General features: G+C 48.1%; 12 protein-coding genes. 4 read left to right on the forward strand and 8 right to left on the reverse strand.

What is annotated here, in order from left to right; genetic code table 11:
• Nucleotides 1-3: 3 nt before the first annotated feature.
• Nucleotides 4-390, forward strand: coding sequence for an FMN-binding protein (locus PREMU_RS04865; RefSeq protein WP_007573558.1), 387 nt, complete (start codon nucleotides 4-6; stop codon nucleotides 388-390).
• A gap of 23 nt (nucleotides 391-413) precedes the next feature.
• On the opposite strand, the gene PREMU_RS04870 is transcribed toward PREMU_RS04865, so the two are convergent.
• The 8 genes from PREMU_RS04870 to PREMU_RS04905 form a co-directional block, all read right to left on the reverse strand.
• Nucleotides 414-1349: an endonuclease/exonuclease/phosphatase family protein gene (locus PREMU_RS04870; protein WP_007573559.1), complete on the reverse strand. Its 936-nt coding sequence runs from the start codon at nucleotides 1347-1349 to the stop codon at nucleotides 414-416.
• Between the two features lie 80 nt (nucleotides 1350-1429).
• Nucleotides 1430-2839, reverse strand: coding sequence for a C1 family peptidase (locus tag PREMU_RS04875; protein ID WP_040558009.1), 1410 nt, complete (start codon nucleotides 2837-2839; stop codon nucleotides 1430-1432).
• A gap of 452 nt (nucleotides 2840-3291) precedes the next feature.
• The gene (locus PREMU_RS04880) at nucleotides 3292-6141 is read right to left on the reverse strand and encodes a M16 family metallopeptidase (RefSeq protein ID WP_007573561.1); all 2850 of its coding nucleotides are present in this window, start codon (nucleotides 6139-6141) and stop codon (nucleotides 3292-3294) included.
• Nucleotides 6142-6150: 9 nt separating this feature from the next.
• Complete coding sequence (locus tag PREMU_RS04885) at nucleotides 6151-7470, reverse strand: thioredoxin family protein (RefSeq protein ID WP_007573562.1); 1320 nt, start codon at nucleotides 7468-7470, stop codon at nucleotides 6151-6153.
• Nucleotides 7471-7521: 51 nt separating this feature from the next.
• Nucleotides 7522-7995 carry a hypothetical protein gene (locus PREMU_RS04890; protein ID WP_007573563.1) on the reverse strand — a complete coding sequence of 158 codons (474 nt, stop codon included), beginning with the start codon at nucleotides 7993-7995 and terminating at the stop codon, nucleotides 7522-7524.
• 73 nt (nucleotides 7996-8068) lie between these two features.
• Entirely contained in the window at nucleotides 8069-8701 is a 633-nt protein-coding gene (locus PREMU_RS04895; RefSeq protein WP_040558632.1) for a hypothetical protein, read from the reverse strand.
• Between the two features lie 39 nt (nucleotides 8702-8740).
• The gene (locus PREMU_RS04900) at nucleotides 8741-10288 is read right to left on the reverse strand and encodes a RagB/SusD family nutrient uptake outer membrane protein (RefSeq protein WP_007573567.1); all 1548 of its coding nucleotides are present in this window, start codon (nucleotides 10286-10288) and stop codon (nucleotides 8741-8743) included.
• Between the two features lie 8 nt (nucleotides 10289-10296).
• Complete coding sequence (locus tag PREMU_RS04905; RefSeq protein WP_007573569.1) at nucleotides 10297-13779, reverse strand: SusC/RagA family TonB-linked outer membrane protein; 3483 nt, start codon at nucleotides 13777-13779, stop codon at nucleotides 10297-10299.
• A 577-nt stretch (nucleotides 13780-14356) separates the two neighbouring features.
• On the opposite strand from PREMU_RS04905, the gene dxs reads away from it, so the two are divergent.
• From dxs to PREMU_RS04920, 3 genes are read left to right on the forward strand one after another with little or no spacing between them, the layout of a single operon-like run.
• Nucleotides 14357-16279: a 1-deoxy-D-xylulose-5-phosphate synthase gene (gene dxs / locus PREMU_RS04910; RefSeq protein ID WP_007573571.1), complete on the forward strand. Its 1923-nt coding sequence runs from the start codon at nucleotides 14357-14359 to the stop codon at nucleotides 16277-16279.
• Nucleotides 16276-17670, forward strand: a complete 1395-nt coding sequence (gene trkA / locus PREMU_RS04915) for a Trk system potassium transporter TrkA (protein ID WP_007573573.1) — start codon at nucleotides 16276-16278, stop codon at nucleotides 17668-17670. Before dxs ends, trkA begins: the two co-directional genes overlap by 4 nt.
• Nucleotides 17667-19133 carry a TrkH family potassium uptake protein gene (locus PREMU_RS04920; RefSeq protein WP_007573575.1) on the forward strand — a complete coding sequence of 489 codons (1467 nt, stop codon included), beginning with the start codon at nucleotides 17667-17669 and terminating at the stop codon, nucleotides 19131-19133. The genes trkA and PREMU_RS04920 overlap by 4 nt, the downstream gene beginning before the upstream one ends.
• Nucleotides 19134-19148 lie beyond the last annotated feature (15 nt).

Below are 19148 nucleotides of genomic sequence, written 5' to 3' on the forward strand. Positions count from 1 at the left end.
GTCATGAAGAAAATAGTATTGATGTCGATGGCTGCAGTAGCGATTCTGACGAGTGCTGGCGTTGTCGGCGATGCTGTCATGATCAAGGAGGGCAAGACCACTGTTGTGAACACCTCGACCCTTACCAACGACGTGCGTGGCTTCCGCGGCCCTACACCCGTGAAAATCTATATCAAGGGCAACAAGGTGCAGAAGATAGAGCCTTTGGCTAATAAGGAAACGCCGAAGTTCTTTGCTGTTGCTAAAAAAGCGCTCTCTCAGTTTGAGGGCAAGAGCGTGAGCAAAGTCGCCAGGATGCAGGTGGATGCCAAGACGGGTGCAACCTTTTCCACCAAAGCGCTCGTAAAAAACGTGCAGGAGGGCGTGCGGTACTATAAGGAGCATAAATAGGTCTTCGGTGGAATTATCGGTTGTCAGTTCAACTGAAAAGCAGCTACAAGGGGCAGGTGGTCGCTGAAGCCGCCCTGATAGCGTGGTCCAAGATAGGTGCGGTGGGGTTTTACTCCACCGTATTTTTTGTCTTCTTCTAAAAGAAAAGGTGCGTCATTGACGCGACAGGCCTGTATTTTTTCGGCCAGTCGCTTGTTGCAAAGGATATGATCCAGGCTTCCCCACTCACCATGAAAACGGTAGGTGCCGCGTGCTCCATGGCTTCCTGTGGCTCCTAATGACACCTCGGTCATACCATGATTGACGAGCAAGCGAAGCGGGGCGTCATCGGAATAGTCGTTGAAATCGCCCGCAATGACGATTAAAGGGTTATGGCAGGCATTGTCCACGGAATCAACAATCTGGCACAATCTCTCGGCCACGCGCATGCGGTAAGGTCTGGATCGTGTCTCGCCACCGGCGCGACTGGGAGCGTGCACGGCGATCACGTGCAGCGTGTCGCCGCTCATCACCAGTCCTGAAGCATAGAGAATGTCGCGCGTGGGGTGGTGGTCGGCGGGGGGTGCGACACGCACGGCGTGGCTGTCCAGTAGCCGGAAAGAGAAGGGAGAGTAGACCAGCACCACGTCGATGCCGCGCGGGTCGGGACTTGTGGTCATTACGTAGTCATAGCGTGCCGCACGCAGAGGGGTGCGGCACGTGAGATCGCGCATCACCGAGTCATTCTCTACCTCCGTGAGCACTGCCATGTCTGGCAGTTTCTCCGTTGCCGTATCACCGCAAGCCACGATGGCCTGCCCTATGCGGTCGAGTTTTCGCCAATAGCGCTGCGGGGTCCAGTGGAGTGGGGAGGCAGGCAGGAACTCCTCGTCCTGCTTGCCTTCGTCGTGTGTCGTGTCGAAAAGGTTCTCGACATTATATTCCACGAGAGTGAAAAGAAACAGTAGGATTCCTATCATGAGCCTTCAAGTATTGGGTGTGGATGCTGACAGGGTGACTGCCCCAGCCAACATCGTCCACCTTCAGGACGGAGACGTTTCTACTCGTCGTCGGAGAACAGCGGATCCTCCGGTGTCACCATCACAGGCTTTTGGTCGAACTCGCTCAGCAGTTGGTCACTGACGTATTTCTTGTTGACCACCAGACGAAACATATACTCGTTGAACCATTTGTCGGTCATGATGAGGCAGCCTTTCTGTCCACTGTCAGCGCCCCACGAGTTTTCCACTTTCCATTCCAGAGGTGTTCCATTGGCGTCGAGGTTGACGGCGGTAAGCGTCATGGCGTGGGTGGATCCGCTGTCGAATGTGGCAATGCGGTCGGCCTTGTTCATGGGGAAAGTAGTGCCGAAGAGTGTGCCGTAGTCGTAGTTGGCGGTATCGAGGAAACCGAGTTTACGGTCGAACTGCTTGCCAACGTCATAGCTGGAGTAGAGCTTGTGGCCGTCCTTGAGCGAGGCGATGGCAAGCTGTGCGATCTCGTTCATAGGCAGGTTGAGGTATTTCCAGTTGTGTCCGTCGTAGGTATGACGGTCCAAGTCCACCTCGTAGGTCTTATGGTAAGGGCGGCGCGGGTCGTTCATCACCATGATGAATGTGCCGTTGAGCAGGTGCCCCACCGTGGCGTCATAGAATGAGCGCGGGGTATAGGTCTTTGTCTCGCCCACAGCCTTGCCGTCCTTGTCGTGGAAGGTATAGGTGAACTCCTTCACCGGCTCGCCCAAGGTGAGTGAGAGAATGTGGTAGATGGTGCCGAGCATTTCGGTCTTGCGTTGCCTGATGGCTGTGCTTTTCTTGCCGGCAGCTACCATGCGCCGCAATTCAAGTCCATACTCGCGCAGCTTGGACGCGATGAGGCCCGACATGCGCGATGTATTGTCGGAGCTGTAGGTCTCGGGCATAACTTCCATAGGTACGAGTCCGTATTTCTCGGTCAGGTCGGCCACTCCGCAGAAGGTGCCGCCATCGTTGATAGGGTGTTTGAAGAAGAACCGTACACGCGTGTCGTCAATGGGCTTCTTGGCATTGTCTATTGATCCCTGTAGCATGAGGTTGGCTTTTTCTAACTGGTCGTAAAAGAAGAGATAGGCTTGCGAGAATGCCACCACCTCTTTTTGGTCGTGAGTCGCGGCAAAGTTGGCGCGCAGCACGTTTAGTCCAGAGAACATCCAGCATCTGCCGGAGCTCTTCTGATTGTGGATGCTTTGTGCGGGCGTCTCAACATTGAAGGTTGTAGTCATCGTCGATGCGTTGCGATAGTTCTTGGCCAAGTCATCGATCTTGTTTTGTGCAATGGCGTTGGCGAGTGCTTTCTCAGTAGGCGACTTGGGCTGGCTGCCCACGATTTCCTGCAACATGGCGGTGGAAATGCCGCCGTCCTTACCTGTTCCCTGTGCGCTGATAGCTGTTGCTGCAAGCAACAGACAGGCGCTGACTACCAGTTTCTTCATCTTGTTTTGTCTGTCGGTATTTAAAGTTAATCGATACTTGCAAAGGTAAACAATTTCCTGCATTTGCCTGTCATTTTCTTTCAAGAAAATGGTTTGTAGCTGAAAAGGTGTCGCCAATCTGTCGTCTGGTAACTGTCGCACGATCGTCAAGCAGCTGTCGCACGATCGTCAAGCAGCTGTCGCACGATCGTCAAGCAGCTGCCGCACGATCGTCAAACAGCTGCCGCACGATCAGCGTTTAAGACACCTATTGATTTGCTTATTGCGATCTCTTTTTATATTTTTTTGGCACTCGTGAGAAATGGGCTATTTTCGCGCAAGGTCCGCAAGGGTACAAAGCGCTTTCATTTTCAAGTCTTCTGCTGTCCGACCGCAATGTGCACGGCATGCGTAAAGACCAAATAGGACACGGTCTCATACAAGATTAATAGCACGTCAGATAGTCTCGAATCTTAGAAGTCTGTGCGCTTACCTTCGTGCACAACAGGCTTCACAACAATCTCACGTTGCTTGGCATTATTGGTTATTTTCTTTGCCACAGCAGCTATATCCTGCGGCGTCAGCGTACTGAACACAGGTGCTGAAGCCGTTGATGCTGTTGGCGAAAGTTCCTCGCCCGTCTCGGCATAGATGTTTAGCAAGCCCAGCCAAAGTGATGGGTCACTGCTATTTTGCGGCGCATCAGCGCGCTCCTCATCGACAGCCAGTGGCACCATTGCCGCCTTGAAATCGTCAAGAGAGAATCGCTGCGCCTTCACGTCATCAAGAATCTGATAGACAAGGGTGATGGCTTTGTCCACATTCTCACGTGAGGTCTGCAGGTGAATGCTGAGACTCTCATTCTCTTTTGGCTGTGCCGTATAGTGGCTTTGCACGCCAACGGTATAAGTGAGGTGCTCTTTCTCACGCAACACATCGAAGTAACGACGCTCCAACAGAGCACGCACCACTTCCAAGGCAGCCTGTTCCTTGTCGGAAAGGGCAACCTTGTTATCGTAAGAAATCTCTATTTCAGCCATTCCATCATCTGATTCGGTTTCGAAGGTACGCTTAATCAGCGGCTTATCGGATGCGAAATCAAGTGGGCGAACTGTGCGTTTCGCAGTTTTCGCATTCCCCTTCAGAGAGGCAATGTAGCGTGTAACGAGCTCCTTTGCACGTGCCTCTGGAATGTCACCAATAAGACAATAAGTGAATTGAGCGGCATTTCCGAAGTGTTCATCGAACTGTTTGCTCAGTCCTTCAAACTGCACTGACTTATAGAAAGCTTCATTCTGGAGAGGATTTTCAGCTGTTGCAGGATAAAGAAGCTGGCGAATTGAGTCCTGAACAGCATCCATACCCGTTGTAGGACGGTTGTCATACAGATAGAGACTGCGCTGGATATACTTGTCGAAGACGCTCTTTGAGAAGTTCTGACGCGATAAAACAAGATGCAGATAAGCAAAGAAATCATCCGCATTGGCAACCGCTGCATTGCCACCTACGCCATCACTGTAGTCTTCCAACGACAATGAGAGATTCAAGTCCTTGCCTTGTAACCACTGAGCCAGCTGGTTTCGGTTGTACTTATATACTCCCGACTGCATCAGCAGACTGCGCATTGCAGTGTAATCAGCCAGGTCTTTAGCAGGAACAACCGACTTTCCACCTACTGACGAACCAGCAAAGAAGAAGCGTCCCTTGGCTTCGGGCAGGTGTTTATAGATGACTTTAGCCCCGTTACTGAGCGTCCACTCCTTTGACTGCAGTGTCTTGAGCTGTTTCTCAGCAACAATCTTACCGGGCACAATGTTGAAGTCGATGAGCTTCGTGATGGGCTGAACATCGTTTGTCTGCACCATCTGCTCGTCCTTCGGTTCTGTTTTCAGGGCGTTTTCAAACTCCTCTTTCGTAATATTCATCTCCTCTTTCGACTTAGAATAAGTAACGAAAGCAAGGTTCTTATCTGTCAGGAGTGACTTCATCCATGCATTGATATCTCCCACTTCCAGCTCTACGAGCGTTTCAATGTTGCGGCTTATCTGCGTACGGAAGTCAGTTACAGGGATTCCAAAGAGAAAGTTCTGGCGGAAAAGCATCAGTGCGTTGTCTGGTGTTCCCAGACCTTTTGCCTCCAAAATCTCCTTCATCCCACTGTACATCTTCTCCTTCTCGGCATTGAATTCTGCTGCCGTGAAGCCGTGGTCACGCAGGTTGGTACGCAGAGCAAGCATCTGTTGCAGAGCTTTCTGTGCCTTACCCTCATACGGAACCATGTCCCATGCCATCTGATAGTAGTCTCTCACCAATGGAGAAAGGCTCACCTCGGCTGCTATGAAGTTCTCTTTATCAGCATTCTTCAACATGACAAAGCGTTTAGGAGCAAGTGTATTGAAGAATTTTGTGAAGATAAACTGGCGCACTCTGTCCTCTTCCTGGGCGTTACCCTTCACGTTGTAACGTTGATAAAGACCAAAGGAAGCACTCTTATTCTCGGGATCGATGAAACGAAGATAGAGCGGTGAGTCGTTGTCGGGGATGTTACGAACCTGTGGGTCAACGGCTGGTGCGGGCTTGTTAGGCAACGTCTTGAATACCGTCTGGATGTTCTTCTCCGTCTGATCAAGGTCGACATCACCGATGATAGCAATGAACTGCAGGTTCGGACGATACCATTTATCATAGAATTGCTTTACCTGTTTCTGCTGGAATGAGCGTAGGAAATCCTGTGAGCCAATGACATTATGTGTTGCATAACCTGAATGGTTATAGACAACAGGTGCTATGGCATCCGTCAGACGGCGGTCGACACCAGCACGATGACGCCACTCTTCAAGGATAATGCTGCGCTCTTTCTCAGCGTCTTGTGGGTTCATCTTGATGCCATGACACCAGTCACGAAGCATCCAAAGCATCTGTTCGTTGAGTTTTGCATCCTTTGTTGGGACGTTATGCACGGCATAGCGTGTATCATCAACGCCCGTGAATGCCTCAAAATCATTGAGATTATGACTGCGAAGGAAGTTCATCACGCCGTCAGGGAAGTGGTCTGTGGCATTAAAAGCCAAGTGCTCGAGTACGTGAGCCAGTCCCATCTCGTCCTTATTCTCCATGATGGCCCCCACATTCTGGTAGAGATAATACTGTGCCTCACCTGCATCGGAGCCGTCATTGTAGATGTAATAAGTCAAGCCATTGGGTAGTTTCCCTTGCCGAAGCCCCTTCATCTGTGCGTGAGCAGGGGGCAGTGATAAAAAGAGAAAGCCCACGAGCAATGCCATAGGCACACTCGTAAGCTGTTTAAAAATATCCTTGAACATTGTCATTGTTTACTTTTCAAGAAGTTCGATAGTGGCGATTTTCTGCTTAATGGCATCCTGCAGCATAGCCTGAGGCATCTCCATATTCTCCAGACGGAGCGTCTCTGCATACGCCTGGTTGTAGAATTCGTGTGCCTTAGCATAGTTCTTCAGCTCGCGATAAGAGTCACCTATCATCACCATGTAGTTCACTCGGTCCATGACAGCGTCCTCTTGTGACAGCGCTTTCTCGACCCATTGGATAGCGATCTCATGGTCCTTAGGCTTCAGACTCTTGCCTGCTGCCATGTAAAGGTTCTGTGCTGCCTTACCATAGTCGGCTGCACGGAGGTTATCCTGCATCTTTGAGAAGTAGGTCTGCATAGCTTTTATGTATCCATCTACATCCTTATTCTTATAAAGATTGTAGAGTGCATCGAAGTAAAGCTTTGATTTCTCGTAAGGGGTGATGCCCTTCAAACCGATAACATCATAGGCTTTAGCATACTGATTCTTGACTTTCTCAACATAATCCTTATACTTTATGTTGCCATCCTTTGCCAAATCTTCAGCCAGCATGTCGTTAGCTTCAGCAATATAGTAGGCTGGTGCCTTGCCAATAGCCTTCATCCAGTCGTCAAGATGATCATTGATAAGGTCTACGATGTACTGTTTGTGCTCCTTATCATCATCTCCTTCAAGGGTAAGAATAATCTTATAGTCGTTCTCGTTGATGATTTTCAAAGGTGCTTTGGCAGCGATATAGTTCTTATAAAGCTTCTGTAAACGCGTCACCCACTTGTCTGCTTCCATGCCTTCTTGCGCCTGGAGAAATGAAGGAGCTTTGAGAAGAAGCTGCTGTTGTACGTCGAGATCATTGTTATTTGCCTTGTACTTATTGTAAAGTTCCTCAAAACTCACACTCTCACCAGCAACAATCTTGGCTGCTTCCATGAGCTCATCGGCATTCATGGCACCCGTATTGACTGATAAGGCCTTGCCGTCTGGGGCGATAAAAGCCATTGTCGGATAGGCAACAACCTTATAATTCTTCGCAATCTGTACGTTTTCGCCCTTCTCAGCATCGAGTTGCAGACTGATAAAGTGCTCATTGAAGTACTTACCTACCGCCTCTTGGGTGAAAACAGTCTTAGCCATCTTCTTGCAAGGAACACACCATACGGCATAAAAGTCGACAAATAACGGTTTGTTTTCCTGCTTTGCCTTGACCAATGCTTCCTCAAATGTCCCTTTAAAGAAGCTGATACCCGTTGTATTCTCCTGAGCATGTAATGGAGAAACAAACATGAAAAGCGCTACAAGCGCATAGATATATCTTTTCATTTTCATAAGTAATACCTTATAAGTTATTCATATTGTCGTGTGAGAAGCCCACGGAAGTTACTCGGTAGGCAGCTCATCGTCTGTTACTACAATCGTAAAAACATCCTTTAAGATGGCCTCATGGTCCTCATTATACACCCTAAGAGAGAGTGCATAATGTCCGTTAGAGAGCTGACGGGAGGCATCTTGTGAGACAACTATCAGTCCACCAGCCACTGAAATCTTCCCTTCTTTATAGAGTTTCATAAAGAGTTCAGAAGCAGAGGGGCTGTCAGCCTTGACACTTGATAGGTCGAAATTAACAGGATTGGTACCTGCTACACCTTGAATGCGTATGGATACGAACGGCAAATTGTCAGTTGCACGCTCGCTGGTAGAATCAATGTTGTGGAAAACATTCATTGAATCAGGAGTGAACGAGGCTCCTTCAGTCCGGAGATAACCCACATCCATCTTGCTGCATGATGCCATGAATCCTATGACGAGCGCCATCAGAGAGAGCATCAGTATGTTATTTTTCTTTATCTTCATCATCGTCTAATATTCATTTCATGTGATTTGGATAGTCAAGCAATATGCTTTCAGATATTCAGTCAGCGTGATTTTAGAAATCACCTGGCGTGAAATTATAATCAAGAGAGTGTACAACACCCGTCAATGTCTCAATGTTACATGAAGCAACGTGGGAAGTTTTCGTCGTAGAAGGTGACACAAGGTAGATCTGAAGTGGTCCTGCATGAGCCACACCATTGTAAGATTCACGGAAAGTATATACCCATAACTGCTTACCAGAGGCCATTGTGAGCATCTCGCCACCCTTTCCAATCGGCGTAGAGGGGTCAGTTGACTTCACACCTTCCTTGAAATCGTCCAGCATAACACGCTTACCTGGCAGCAAACAGTCGAGGATAAACCTCTGACAGTCGGCTATTGGCATGTCAGAAACATACTCCATACCATTTGCATAGAGGTAACGACGGATGCTATTGCTGGTCGGTCCGAAGAAAGTGAAGTTCTTTCCATACTGGCTTGTGCCCTGAAAGATACCCACAAGGTTGGCTCTTTCAGCCATCTCACATAGCAATTGCCAGTTATACTTATCACCTTTAAAGTAGTCCCACATGGTTGTTTCATGCTTACCATTGGCCACTCCGGTATCATCAAAGTTGTATTGTGTACAACTGTTGAGGCTACATATAGCAAGAGACAACATTATAATACAAATTATCTTCTTCATCATATCAGAGTTATTATAGATTCGTAACCAAACCAACCATTAGTTATATGCTTGCCAATATGGTTTCTGGCGCAATTTGTTGTTAATGACATGTCCATCCTTGTCCTGCCATGCGTCTTTTGGCAATGGCAAGAAGAGCGCACCGTTCTGTATATCCTGGTTGGTGAGTACCTTGAACTTACCTTGCAGCTCCTCTTTAACATATCCATTACGGATAATATCAGCATAACGGGCATCATTTTCACCTATAAACTCTTTCTCTCTTTCGAGGAAGATAGCCTTCTTCAGGCCTCCAGTATCATAGGTTGAAGGGTAAGAAAAGGCACCAGCGCGATTACGGATAACGTTTAAGTCGGCAATAGCCTGTGCTTCATTTCCCAGCTTCTGATTACATTCTGCACGCAAAAGATAGATGTCTGCCAGTCTCCAATACACGTAATCAGCATCTACAGTGCGGTAACTTTTACCACTTGGGGAGTACTGATCGGCGTCGAAGATGGCCTTTCTGAACTTATACATAATGGCATAATCTGTGCCATCTACGTCATGTTGAGTCCCCCGCTGATAGAAAAACGCCTGTAAACGCTTGTCTGTTGTATCTGGGAAGAGTGTTTCTACCGTTGACTTGTACAACTGATAAGTGGTTCCAGATGGTAGGTCAGCCAATGTCTGATCTTCTCTTACAGGCCAGCTCACGTAATTCTGCGCTATCTCATTTGGTGAAACGACATTCTCAGAACGTGTTTTATCGAAGTAAAGGCTGAAGATAGCCTCTGGATTAGGGCTCTTCTCATTTGACAGATAGGTGCAGAGTTCCTCCGGAGAAGTGCACAACTGGTAGTTACCCACCTTATTATCAATCAGCTCAGTGGCATATTTGACAGCGTTCTGATAGTCCTCCTGCGCATTACCATTCAGATGATAAAGCTCCGTAACACTACCTCTCCACGCATAGAGCTGTGCCAACAAAGCAGCAGCAGTACCCTTTGAAGCCGTCTGACGATTGGTTATTGCATTCCCATTGAGGTCGGTCAGCTTGTCCAACATAGGCAAAACATCCAATGCTTTCTTAGCATGTTCAATCGCCGTGTTGAGCACTTGCTCCTGAGACGACAGCTCATAAGGTTTGATGATAGAAGAGTTCTCGGTGATGATAGCATCCCCATAACGCTGAGCCAAGAGGAAATAAGAGAGTCCAAGCCCAAACTCTGCCTGTCCAACATGGTAGTTCCGGCGCTCAGGCGACAAGTCTTTCGTCCTGTCAATGTTATCCAACAACAGGTTAGACTCAAAGATAATATCATAGAAGCCCTTCCAAGAATACTCACTTGTTATCACCGTTCGTGGGTTCCACTCACGCAATTGTTTACCATCCAATATGTCATCAGCCAACACACCAGCCGTTGCAAAGTCATAATTGTTGCCCACGACGGTGTTGATATAGTATTGAATGGATGTCGTTGTGGCGTTCAATTCCTTCTCCGTATTGAAGGAATTACTATATGTAAGCCCATTCTCAGGCTGCAGATCCAAGTTACAGGAAGAGAGAAGGCAGGCACATAACGAAAGATATATGATTCTTTTCATTTTCAAAATTAGAATTTTAAATTAAGACCCAAGGTAACTTTTCTGCTCAAAGGATACTGTGTTCCGTCGTCTTTTCCTGTATAAGGATTGATGACTTCGGGGTCAACTCCTGAATAATTGGTTATCAAGAAGAGGTTCTCACCACTGAGATAGATATTTGCATCCTTGACGAAAGTACCCTTCAACCAAGTCTTTGGGAACTGATAACCGATGACTAACTGCTTCAGACGCAGGAAGCTGATGTTCTCAATGTTGGAGTCTACATTACCATCAAACTGTCCGATGTAATCCTTATCAGCAAATTCAAGGGAAGGATACTTGGCATTGCGGTTCTCAAGAGTCCAGAAGTCACCCTCGTGAAAGTAGTTCATGATAACACCAAAGTCTTTCGTAAAAGTGAAGGCACTGTTCTTGTACATGTTCATCACCTTACGTCCTATGGTGTAACTGAACAGTACATCAAGGCTCAATCCCTTCCATTCCAAGTGACTGTTCAGGCCACCATACACTGCAGGCAGCGTACTACCAGCATAATAGAGGTCCTTATCATCGATCACACCATCAAAGTTCTGGTCCTTGATCTTACGCCCACCCACACGCAATGGGTTATTAACCGACTGAAAATAGAGTGGCGTAAGCTTTCCGGAAGCATTAGGATACATTGGGATATCCTCCTCCTTCTGTACGATACCCTCATCCTTGAAAGTGTAGATTCCATATACAGGGCGACCCAAAACCTTGTCATTGAGGTCTTCACCATTATAGGTCTTGCGCAGCATATTCTTATTGTGTGAGAGGTTCATTCCCACACTCCAGTTCCAGTTCTTCTTACGAATGATGTCATACTGAGCCTCAAACTCAATACCTTCATTCGAGATTGCTGAGGCATTGTCCCACATGCTTGTTGCCAAGAAGACGTTACCTGGGAGATAAGACTGCATCAGCAGCTTGCTGGAATACTTATAATAATAATCGAGTTTGAGCTTTAAACGATAGTCTAAGAACTGAAGATCGAGGCCAACATCATACTGGTCGCTCTCTTCCCACGTCAGTTTCTTGTTTGCCATGGACTGTGGTATCAAGCCTAATGAGCCATTAAAGACATTACTCTCCTCCATTACGCCCAGCGCAAGGTAAGGTTCTTGGAACTTCTGACCTGATTTTCCCCATGAAGCACGCAGCTTACCGAAGCTTAACCACCAGAATTTCTTCATGAAATGTTCCTCACTGAAAGCCCAACCAAGACCTACAGAAGGGAAAGTACCCCAACGAACGTCCTTGCCGAAGACGCTTGATCCATCCGAACGAACGGACACTTCGGCCATGTAACGTTTCTTATAGTTATATGCAGCACGCCCTAAGAAGCCGACCAATGACTGCTCCTGCTGATTGGTGAGGAAACTTTGTGCGGCTCTTATCGTACCATCATCATTCAAAAGAGATGGCCATCCCTCGCCAGCATACTTGATGGAGTTCGTTGGACCGCCCTTTGCCGTGCCGCTAAGGTTCTGTAACAAGTCGTAATTATACGTCATACCTGCCATCAACTCCAGCTTGTGATCACTTGAAAGTGGTACGTTATAAGTCAGGATATTCTCTGCCTGAATATTCGTCATTGCTATGTTCGATGCATCTACAGCTGACTTGAGGTCATATTTCAGATAGTCGGGTGTGAAAGTATATACTCGTGTGAAGTAATGATCGAGTGAATAAGTGGATGAAAAGCGCAATCCTTTGAAGATGTTATAGTTCAGGCCGATACTCAATCGGACATTATAATTAGAGTTCGTCTTGTCGATATCTTTCAGCTGACGCAGTGCAATCTGCTCTGCTGTACTCCCCTTTCCGGGCAGAAGTGTCGACGTTTGTTTTGGATCAAAGGTCAATCCCTGCACACGACCACCATCAGAACCCGCCTTCTGTGTGGCATAAGTGAGGTTGATACGCGTGAAAGCACTGAGCTTTGTAGACAGGTTGAAGTCGAGATTACTCAACAAACTGTAACGACGGAAGTTAGAACTAATCATGATACCCCTTTCATCATAGATACCAGCATTGACCATATACCTTATATTGTTCGTACCTCCAGCCAACTGCAGGTCGGCTTTCGTCACCCGACCAACACGGAAAGCGTATTTCCACCAGTTGGTTCTATTATTATAAAAGGTGTTCAGAGAGTCTTGGGCAATGGCCGGCAAACGACGATCGGGGTCAAGGACCCTACCATTGCGCCACAGATAATCATATGCGCCATCATTATCAGCATCCCATCCATACGAGTCCTTATAGGATCCAGGAAAAACAATTTTGTCCGTAAGATAGTCATAATGTGCCTCACGCTGGCTCTTTGCAAGGAGCAAGGCAATGTCGCGCTCACCTTTACCCATGGTCTGCATTGGCGTGCTTGGCAACCATGAAAGCGACTGAGACACGTTGACACTCACTTCAGACTTGCCTGATTTTCCTTTCTTTGTCGTGATAAGGATAACGCCATTACCTGCACGTGAACCATAGAGGGAGGCAGAAGCGGCATCTTTCAGCACCTGAACAGACTCGATACTTGAAGGATCAAGACCAGCCAAGGGATTGATTCCACCTGTAGCCTCTGACGCACTGCCCCACACAGGAATACCATCAATGACGTAGAGAGGTGTTCCGTCGTTGATACCCTTCTGGTTCAGCGAACTGAAACCACGTATCGTGATGCGTGAACCGCCACCGCCAGGTGATCCGGAGAGGTTGCTCACGTCGACACCAGCCATACGTCCCTGTAGTAAGTTCTCAATACTTGCCGTCGGAGCCTTCTGTAAATCCTCTGGTTTAACGGACGTTATCGCACCCACCTGCTCGCGTGTGTTACGCTTACCATAGGCAATTACTGTCACTTCGCCCAAGGAATGGGCCGAAGAGACAAGGACAACATTCAGGTCTTTCCCTGCATGACCTTTCAAAGTCTTTGGTTCAAAGCCCACACTTGATATGGTTATGTTCGCTTCCTGCTGATCAAGAGGCATGGAGAAATTGCCATCAATGTCAGCTATAACACCCTTTGATGTCCCTTTTATCTGCACAGTAGCAAAGGGAACACCCAGTCCGTCCTTGTCCTTAACGGATCCTTTAAGCACGAACTGTCCTTGTTTAGCATCCTGCATCTTAAAAACGTTGATGACATTCCCGTCAACATTGTGCATGAAATGCGTATGTGATAAAAGGCTCTCTACAGCACTCAGTTCGTCGACATCATCGAACGAGATGGTGAGAAGTAGAGAATCATTCTTCACGTCGTCGGAATAATTTATTTTGTAATCGCCCTTTGTTGCAAGGAAATCCAGGATATCAGCCACACTCTTATCCTTAAACGAGATTGAGAACGGCTTACCTGGCACCTGCGAGAATGCCGGAGTAGTCCCAATGAGGACCAAGAAAAAGGTCATTAGGATTACTACTGATGGTAACCTTCGGGTGAGACTTAACACATGATGATACTTCATGGTAGGTTTGTTATTAATTTAATAAATTTATAATTCGTATATGACAAATGGTAATATTGTTAATTAACCATGCTTAGTGATATCGTAATCATGGGAGAGCTACTATCTTCCAATCTTAAGCTAACAATGATTCCAAAATGAATTTTTTCTGCAAATTTAAACATATCTTTTGGTAATGCGAAGAAAATATGTATTTTTTTTATGAATATCAGCAATCATCCAAATTAACAGAGTTTGCACTGCCATCATTATACTTGGCACAAACTCTGTAGCCGTATGATTGACTAACAGAAAAGAATTACTATGAATCTGACTGTATTTCGGATATTTTATTTTAAGCCTTATAATTTGGGGTGAGGAAATCTTAGCTGGTAAAAAAAATACTCTTTTGCCTTGTAACACACCCTTTTACAATGCAACTGCCGCATGATGGAATTGCGCTTCATTGTGGTAGGAAGAAGGGATGTTGCGTGGGAATCGTGGGAATCGAGCGAAAAGTGAATAATAATAACCTTAAAATAACGATAGTTTGAGAATATTTGCTTACCTTTGCAAGGTTAATGCAGGTTGATGCATCATGGATGAAAAGATGTTTTCGCTTTTAAGTCAAATACAATATCCCCCAGATCTTAGGAAGCTCAGGGTGGCGCAGCTTCCGGAGTTGTGCCGTGAGTTGCGACAAGACATTATTGACGAGGTGTCTGTCAATCCCGGTCATCTCGCTTCCAGTCTTGGCGTGGTGGAGCTCACGGTAGCCCTTCACTATGTGTTTGACACACCGGAAGACCGTATTGTGTGGGACGTAGGCCATCAAGCTTATGGCCATAAGATTCTTACAGGCCGTCGTGACCAGTTCTATACCAACCGTCATCTTGGCGGTATCCGTCCTTTCCCCACGCCATTGGAGAGTGAATACGACACGTTCACGTGCGGACATGCCTCCAACAGCATCTCTGCGGCACTCGGTATGGCTGTGGCGGCAAAGCGGACGGGACATCCCGGCAGGCACGTCGTGGCGGTCATTGGCGACGGCGCCATGAGCGGCGGACTGGCTTATGAGGGCCTCAACAATGTGTCGTCAACGCCCAACGACATGCTTATCATCCTCAACGACAACGATATGTCCATTGATCGTGCCGTGGGAGGAATGGAGAAGTATCTCATTAATATTGATGTCAACGAGACCTATAACCGCCTTCGTTTTAAGGCCTCACAGTGGCTGCGAGGTAAGGGCTATCTTAACGATGACCGTCGCAAGGGTATCCTCCGCCTGAACAATGCGCTCAAGAGCGCGCTCGCCCATCAGCAGAACATCTTTGAGGGCATGAACATCCGTTACTTCGGACCGTTTGAGGGTCACGATGTGATGGAGCTGGTGCGTGTGCTGAGACAGATTAAGGACATGAAAGGTCCCAAGCTGCTCCATCTGCACACCGTCAAAGGCAAGGGCTACTCCCCCGCTGAGAAGGATGCTACGGTGTGGCATGCCCCTGGTCGTTTCGATGCTGCCACAGGTGTGCGCATCGCTGAGAACGGTGACGGACAGCCATTGAAATACCAGGAAGTCTTCGGCCGGACGCTGTTGGAACTGGCCAGGCAGAATCCGCAAATCGTGGGGGTCACACCAGCTATGCCCTCAGGTTGCTCCATGAACATTATGGCCAAGGAAATGCCCGACCGCGTCTTCGACGTGGGCATTGCCGAGGGGCATGCTGTGACTTTCTCAGGCGGTATGGCAAAGGACGGATTACTGCCTTTCTGCAACATCTACAGTGCCTTTTCCCAGCGGGCCTATGACAATATCATACATGATTTAGCTATCCTCAACCTACCTGTCGTGCTCTGTCTCGATCGCGCGGGGCTCGTGGGGCAGGACGGTCCCACTCACCACGGAGCTTTTGACATGGCCGCACTTCGTCCGATACCCAATCTTACCATTGCCGCACCGATGTGCGAGCACGAGCTTCGACGGCTGATGTACACGGCCCAATTGCCCGGAAAGGGAACCTTTATCATCCGTTATCCGCGGGGAAGGGGCGTCTATCCTGTTTTGAAAGAGGAGGACTGGCGCTGTCCGCTCACGGAGATTCCCGTGGGAACGGGCCGTTGTCTGCACGAAGGATCAAAGGTGGCGGTCATCACTATCGGACCGATAGGAAATGAGATTGCGAACATTATATCAGACTTCGAGGAGAAACATGCAGAAAGCACAGGCTGGATAGCGCATTACGATCTGCGCTTCCTCAAACCGTTGGACGGAGACCTGCTGACGGCAATAGGCTGCAAATTCAGAAAGATCATCACGGTGGAAGACGGGGTTCGTAATGGCGGTATGGGCTCGGCCGTACTCGAATGGATGACCGATCACGGCTATTCACCTAAGATTGTGCGCCTCGGATTGCCTGATACCTTTGTGGAGCATGGCACGGTGGAGGAGCTGCGGAAGGTGTGCGGCATTGATAATGACAGTATTTGTGAAGTGATAGAAAAGTTATTATGAAGATCATCATCACTGGTGCTTATGCCATCGGTACCCATCTGGCGAGGTTGCTCTCCCGCAATCAGGAGGAGATAACGATTATCGACGACGATCAGGAACGCCTTGACAGGATAGGTGCCGACTATGACTTGCTCACGCTTTGCGGCTCCGCCTCAAGCGTGAGAACCCTGCGCGAGGCGGGAACAGAGAATGCCGACCTCTTCATTGCTGTGTCACCTGATGAGAACGCGAACATCAACAGCTGTATTCTGGCTCATGCTCTCCATGCCAGGAAGACCGTGGCCAAGGTTAACGACGCTGAGTACGTGGAAGATGATGTACGCCAGTTCTACAAGGACTTGGGTGTTGACCAGCTCATTTATCCCGAAATATTGGCAGCCAAGGAGATTATCAATGGCCTGAAAATGTCGTGGGTGCGTCAGCGTTGGGATGTACATGGCGGCGCGCTGGTGATGCTTGCCATCAAGCTGCGCGACAATTGCCAGATCCTTAACCAACCACTGAAAGACCTTTGCGGCCCTGATGATCCTTACCATGTGGTGGCTATCAAGCGCCACCAGGAAACTATTATCCCAGGTGGTAACGATGAGTTGCGCTGTCTTGACCTCGTCTACTTCATGACCATGAAGCAATATATCCCTTATATCCGGCAGATTACAGGAAAAGAGAGCTATACCGACGTACATAATGTAATGTTTATGGGAGGCGGCATGACGGCAGTACGCACCCTGCAGTCGTTGCCAGAATATATGAATGCCAAGATCATAGAGATAAATCCCGATCGTTGTGAGGAACTCAATGAGCTCATAGAGGATAAGACGCTCGTCATTGAGGGCGACGCGCGCGACACCAATCTCCTTGAAGACGAGGGCATTAAGAATACTCAGGCCTTTGTGGCATTGACGGGCAATGCGGAGACCAATATTCTGGCCTGTCTTACGGCCAAGCGTCTCGGCGTCCGCAAAACCGTGGCCGACGTGGAGAACCTTGATTATGCCTCGATGGCCGAGGAACTTGACATCGGTACCATCATCAATAAGAAAGCCATTGCTGCCAGCCGTATCTATCAGCTCATGCTTGATGCCGATGTGCTCAACGTCACATTCCTTATGTCGGCCAATGCTGATGTGGCGGAGTTTGTGGCAAAAGACGACTCCAAGGTTATCAAACTGCCCGTGAAAGACCTCCGGTTGCCACAGGATGTAACGATTGGCGGACTGGTACGAAACGATAAAGGTATGTTAGTTAACGGCAATACGCAGATAGAAGCGGGCGATCATGTTGTAGTATTCTGTCATGGTGTGAACATGAAGGCTCTGGAGAAATACTTCAATTCTCCCAGAAAAATAGAAAAGATAGGCAGGGAACTGCTTAGCAGGTTGTCATTATGATCAATTTCAAAATCATCTTCAGTATCCTTGGAGGCTTGCTGTATCAGGAGGCCGTATCAATGCTCATCTGCATGGGTGTGGCACTTTGGTTTGGTGAGGATGATATCCTGCTTTTTGCTGCCTCGGCAATTCTTACTGTCTTTGCCGGTGTGATGCTGCGTTTCTATGGCCGAAACGCCACCAACAGTCTCTCACGGCGTGACGCCTATCTGTTGGTCACGCTTATTTGGGTGGTCTATTCGCTCTTTGCCACCTTGCCTTTTCTATTAGGTGGTTACCTTCATAGTTTTACGGACGCTTACTTTGAGGCAATGTCGGGCTTTACCACTACGGGTGCGACTATCATTGACGATGTGGAGGCTTTACCCCACGGCATTCTCTTTTGGCGGTCGCTCACGCAGTGGGTTGGCGGCTTGGGCATTGTGTTTACGGTGATTGCCGTCATTCCCTCAGTGGCAGGTAGCAGTGCCAGCATTCGTGTGTTTGGAGCCGAGTCTACGGGGCCTTTTAAGTCAAAGCTACAGCCCAGGCTTTCCACCAGTGTGCGCTATATTTGGATGGTCTATCTCCTTATTAGTGTGTGTTGCTTTCTGAGCTATATGGTGTTTGGTATGAATTGGTATGAGGCCGCTAACTATACCATGTCGTCGGTGGCTACAGGGGGCTTCTCCATCAACAACAATTCGACAGAAGCGTTCCATTCTCCGGCTCTGGAATATGTCACCACATTCTTTTGTTTCCTTTCCGGTACCAATTTCACATTGCTCTATACGACAGTCTTCAAGCGGAAAGTGAAAGCGTTGTTTCGCGATTCAGAGTTTCGCTTTTACATCCTTATAGTGGCGGGGGCTACTGCTTTCATCATGTGTGAGCTTATCTTCCGCAATCATTATGCTATTGAGCATGCCTTTCGCTCGGCTGTCTTTCAAGTGGTGTCGTTCATGACGACGACAGGCCTTTTCAATGACAATGCCGGCGTCTGGCCACATGTGACGTGGGTGGTTCTGGCTGTGTGTATGTTTTTCGGCGCCTGCTCCGGTTCCACCACAGGAGGCCTTAAGTGTGTGCGTTGCGTGATGATTCTCAAGGTATTGCGCAATGAGCTTGTTCAGCGCATTCACCCTAATGCCGTGCTTCCGTTGAAGATCAGCGACCAGAATGTGCCTGACCGCCAGCGGGTGTCACTGCTGGCTTTTGTGACGGCTTATCTGATGCTTTTCTTCATCTTCGCCTTCATCATTATTGCTGCAGGCGTGGATAATACTAATGCCATCACGATTTGTTTGAGCTGCTTGAGCAATGTGGGGCCGACATTAGGCACGGAGATAGGCCCGACGATGTCGTGGTCGCAGTTGCCCGATTTTATCAAATGGTTTTGCTCATTCATGATGCTGGTGGGACGCTTGGAGATATTCACGGTGTTGGTTGTGCTTACACCGGCATTTTGGAATAAGAATAAATGATTCAGAATAGATATT

This window comes from Hallella multisaccharivorax DSM 17128 (assembly GCF_000218235.1).
GTDB lineage: Bacteria > Bacteroidota > Bacteroidia > Bacteroidales > Bacteroidaceae > Prevotella > Prevotella multisaccharivorax.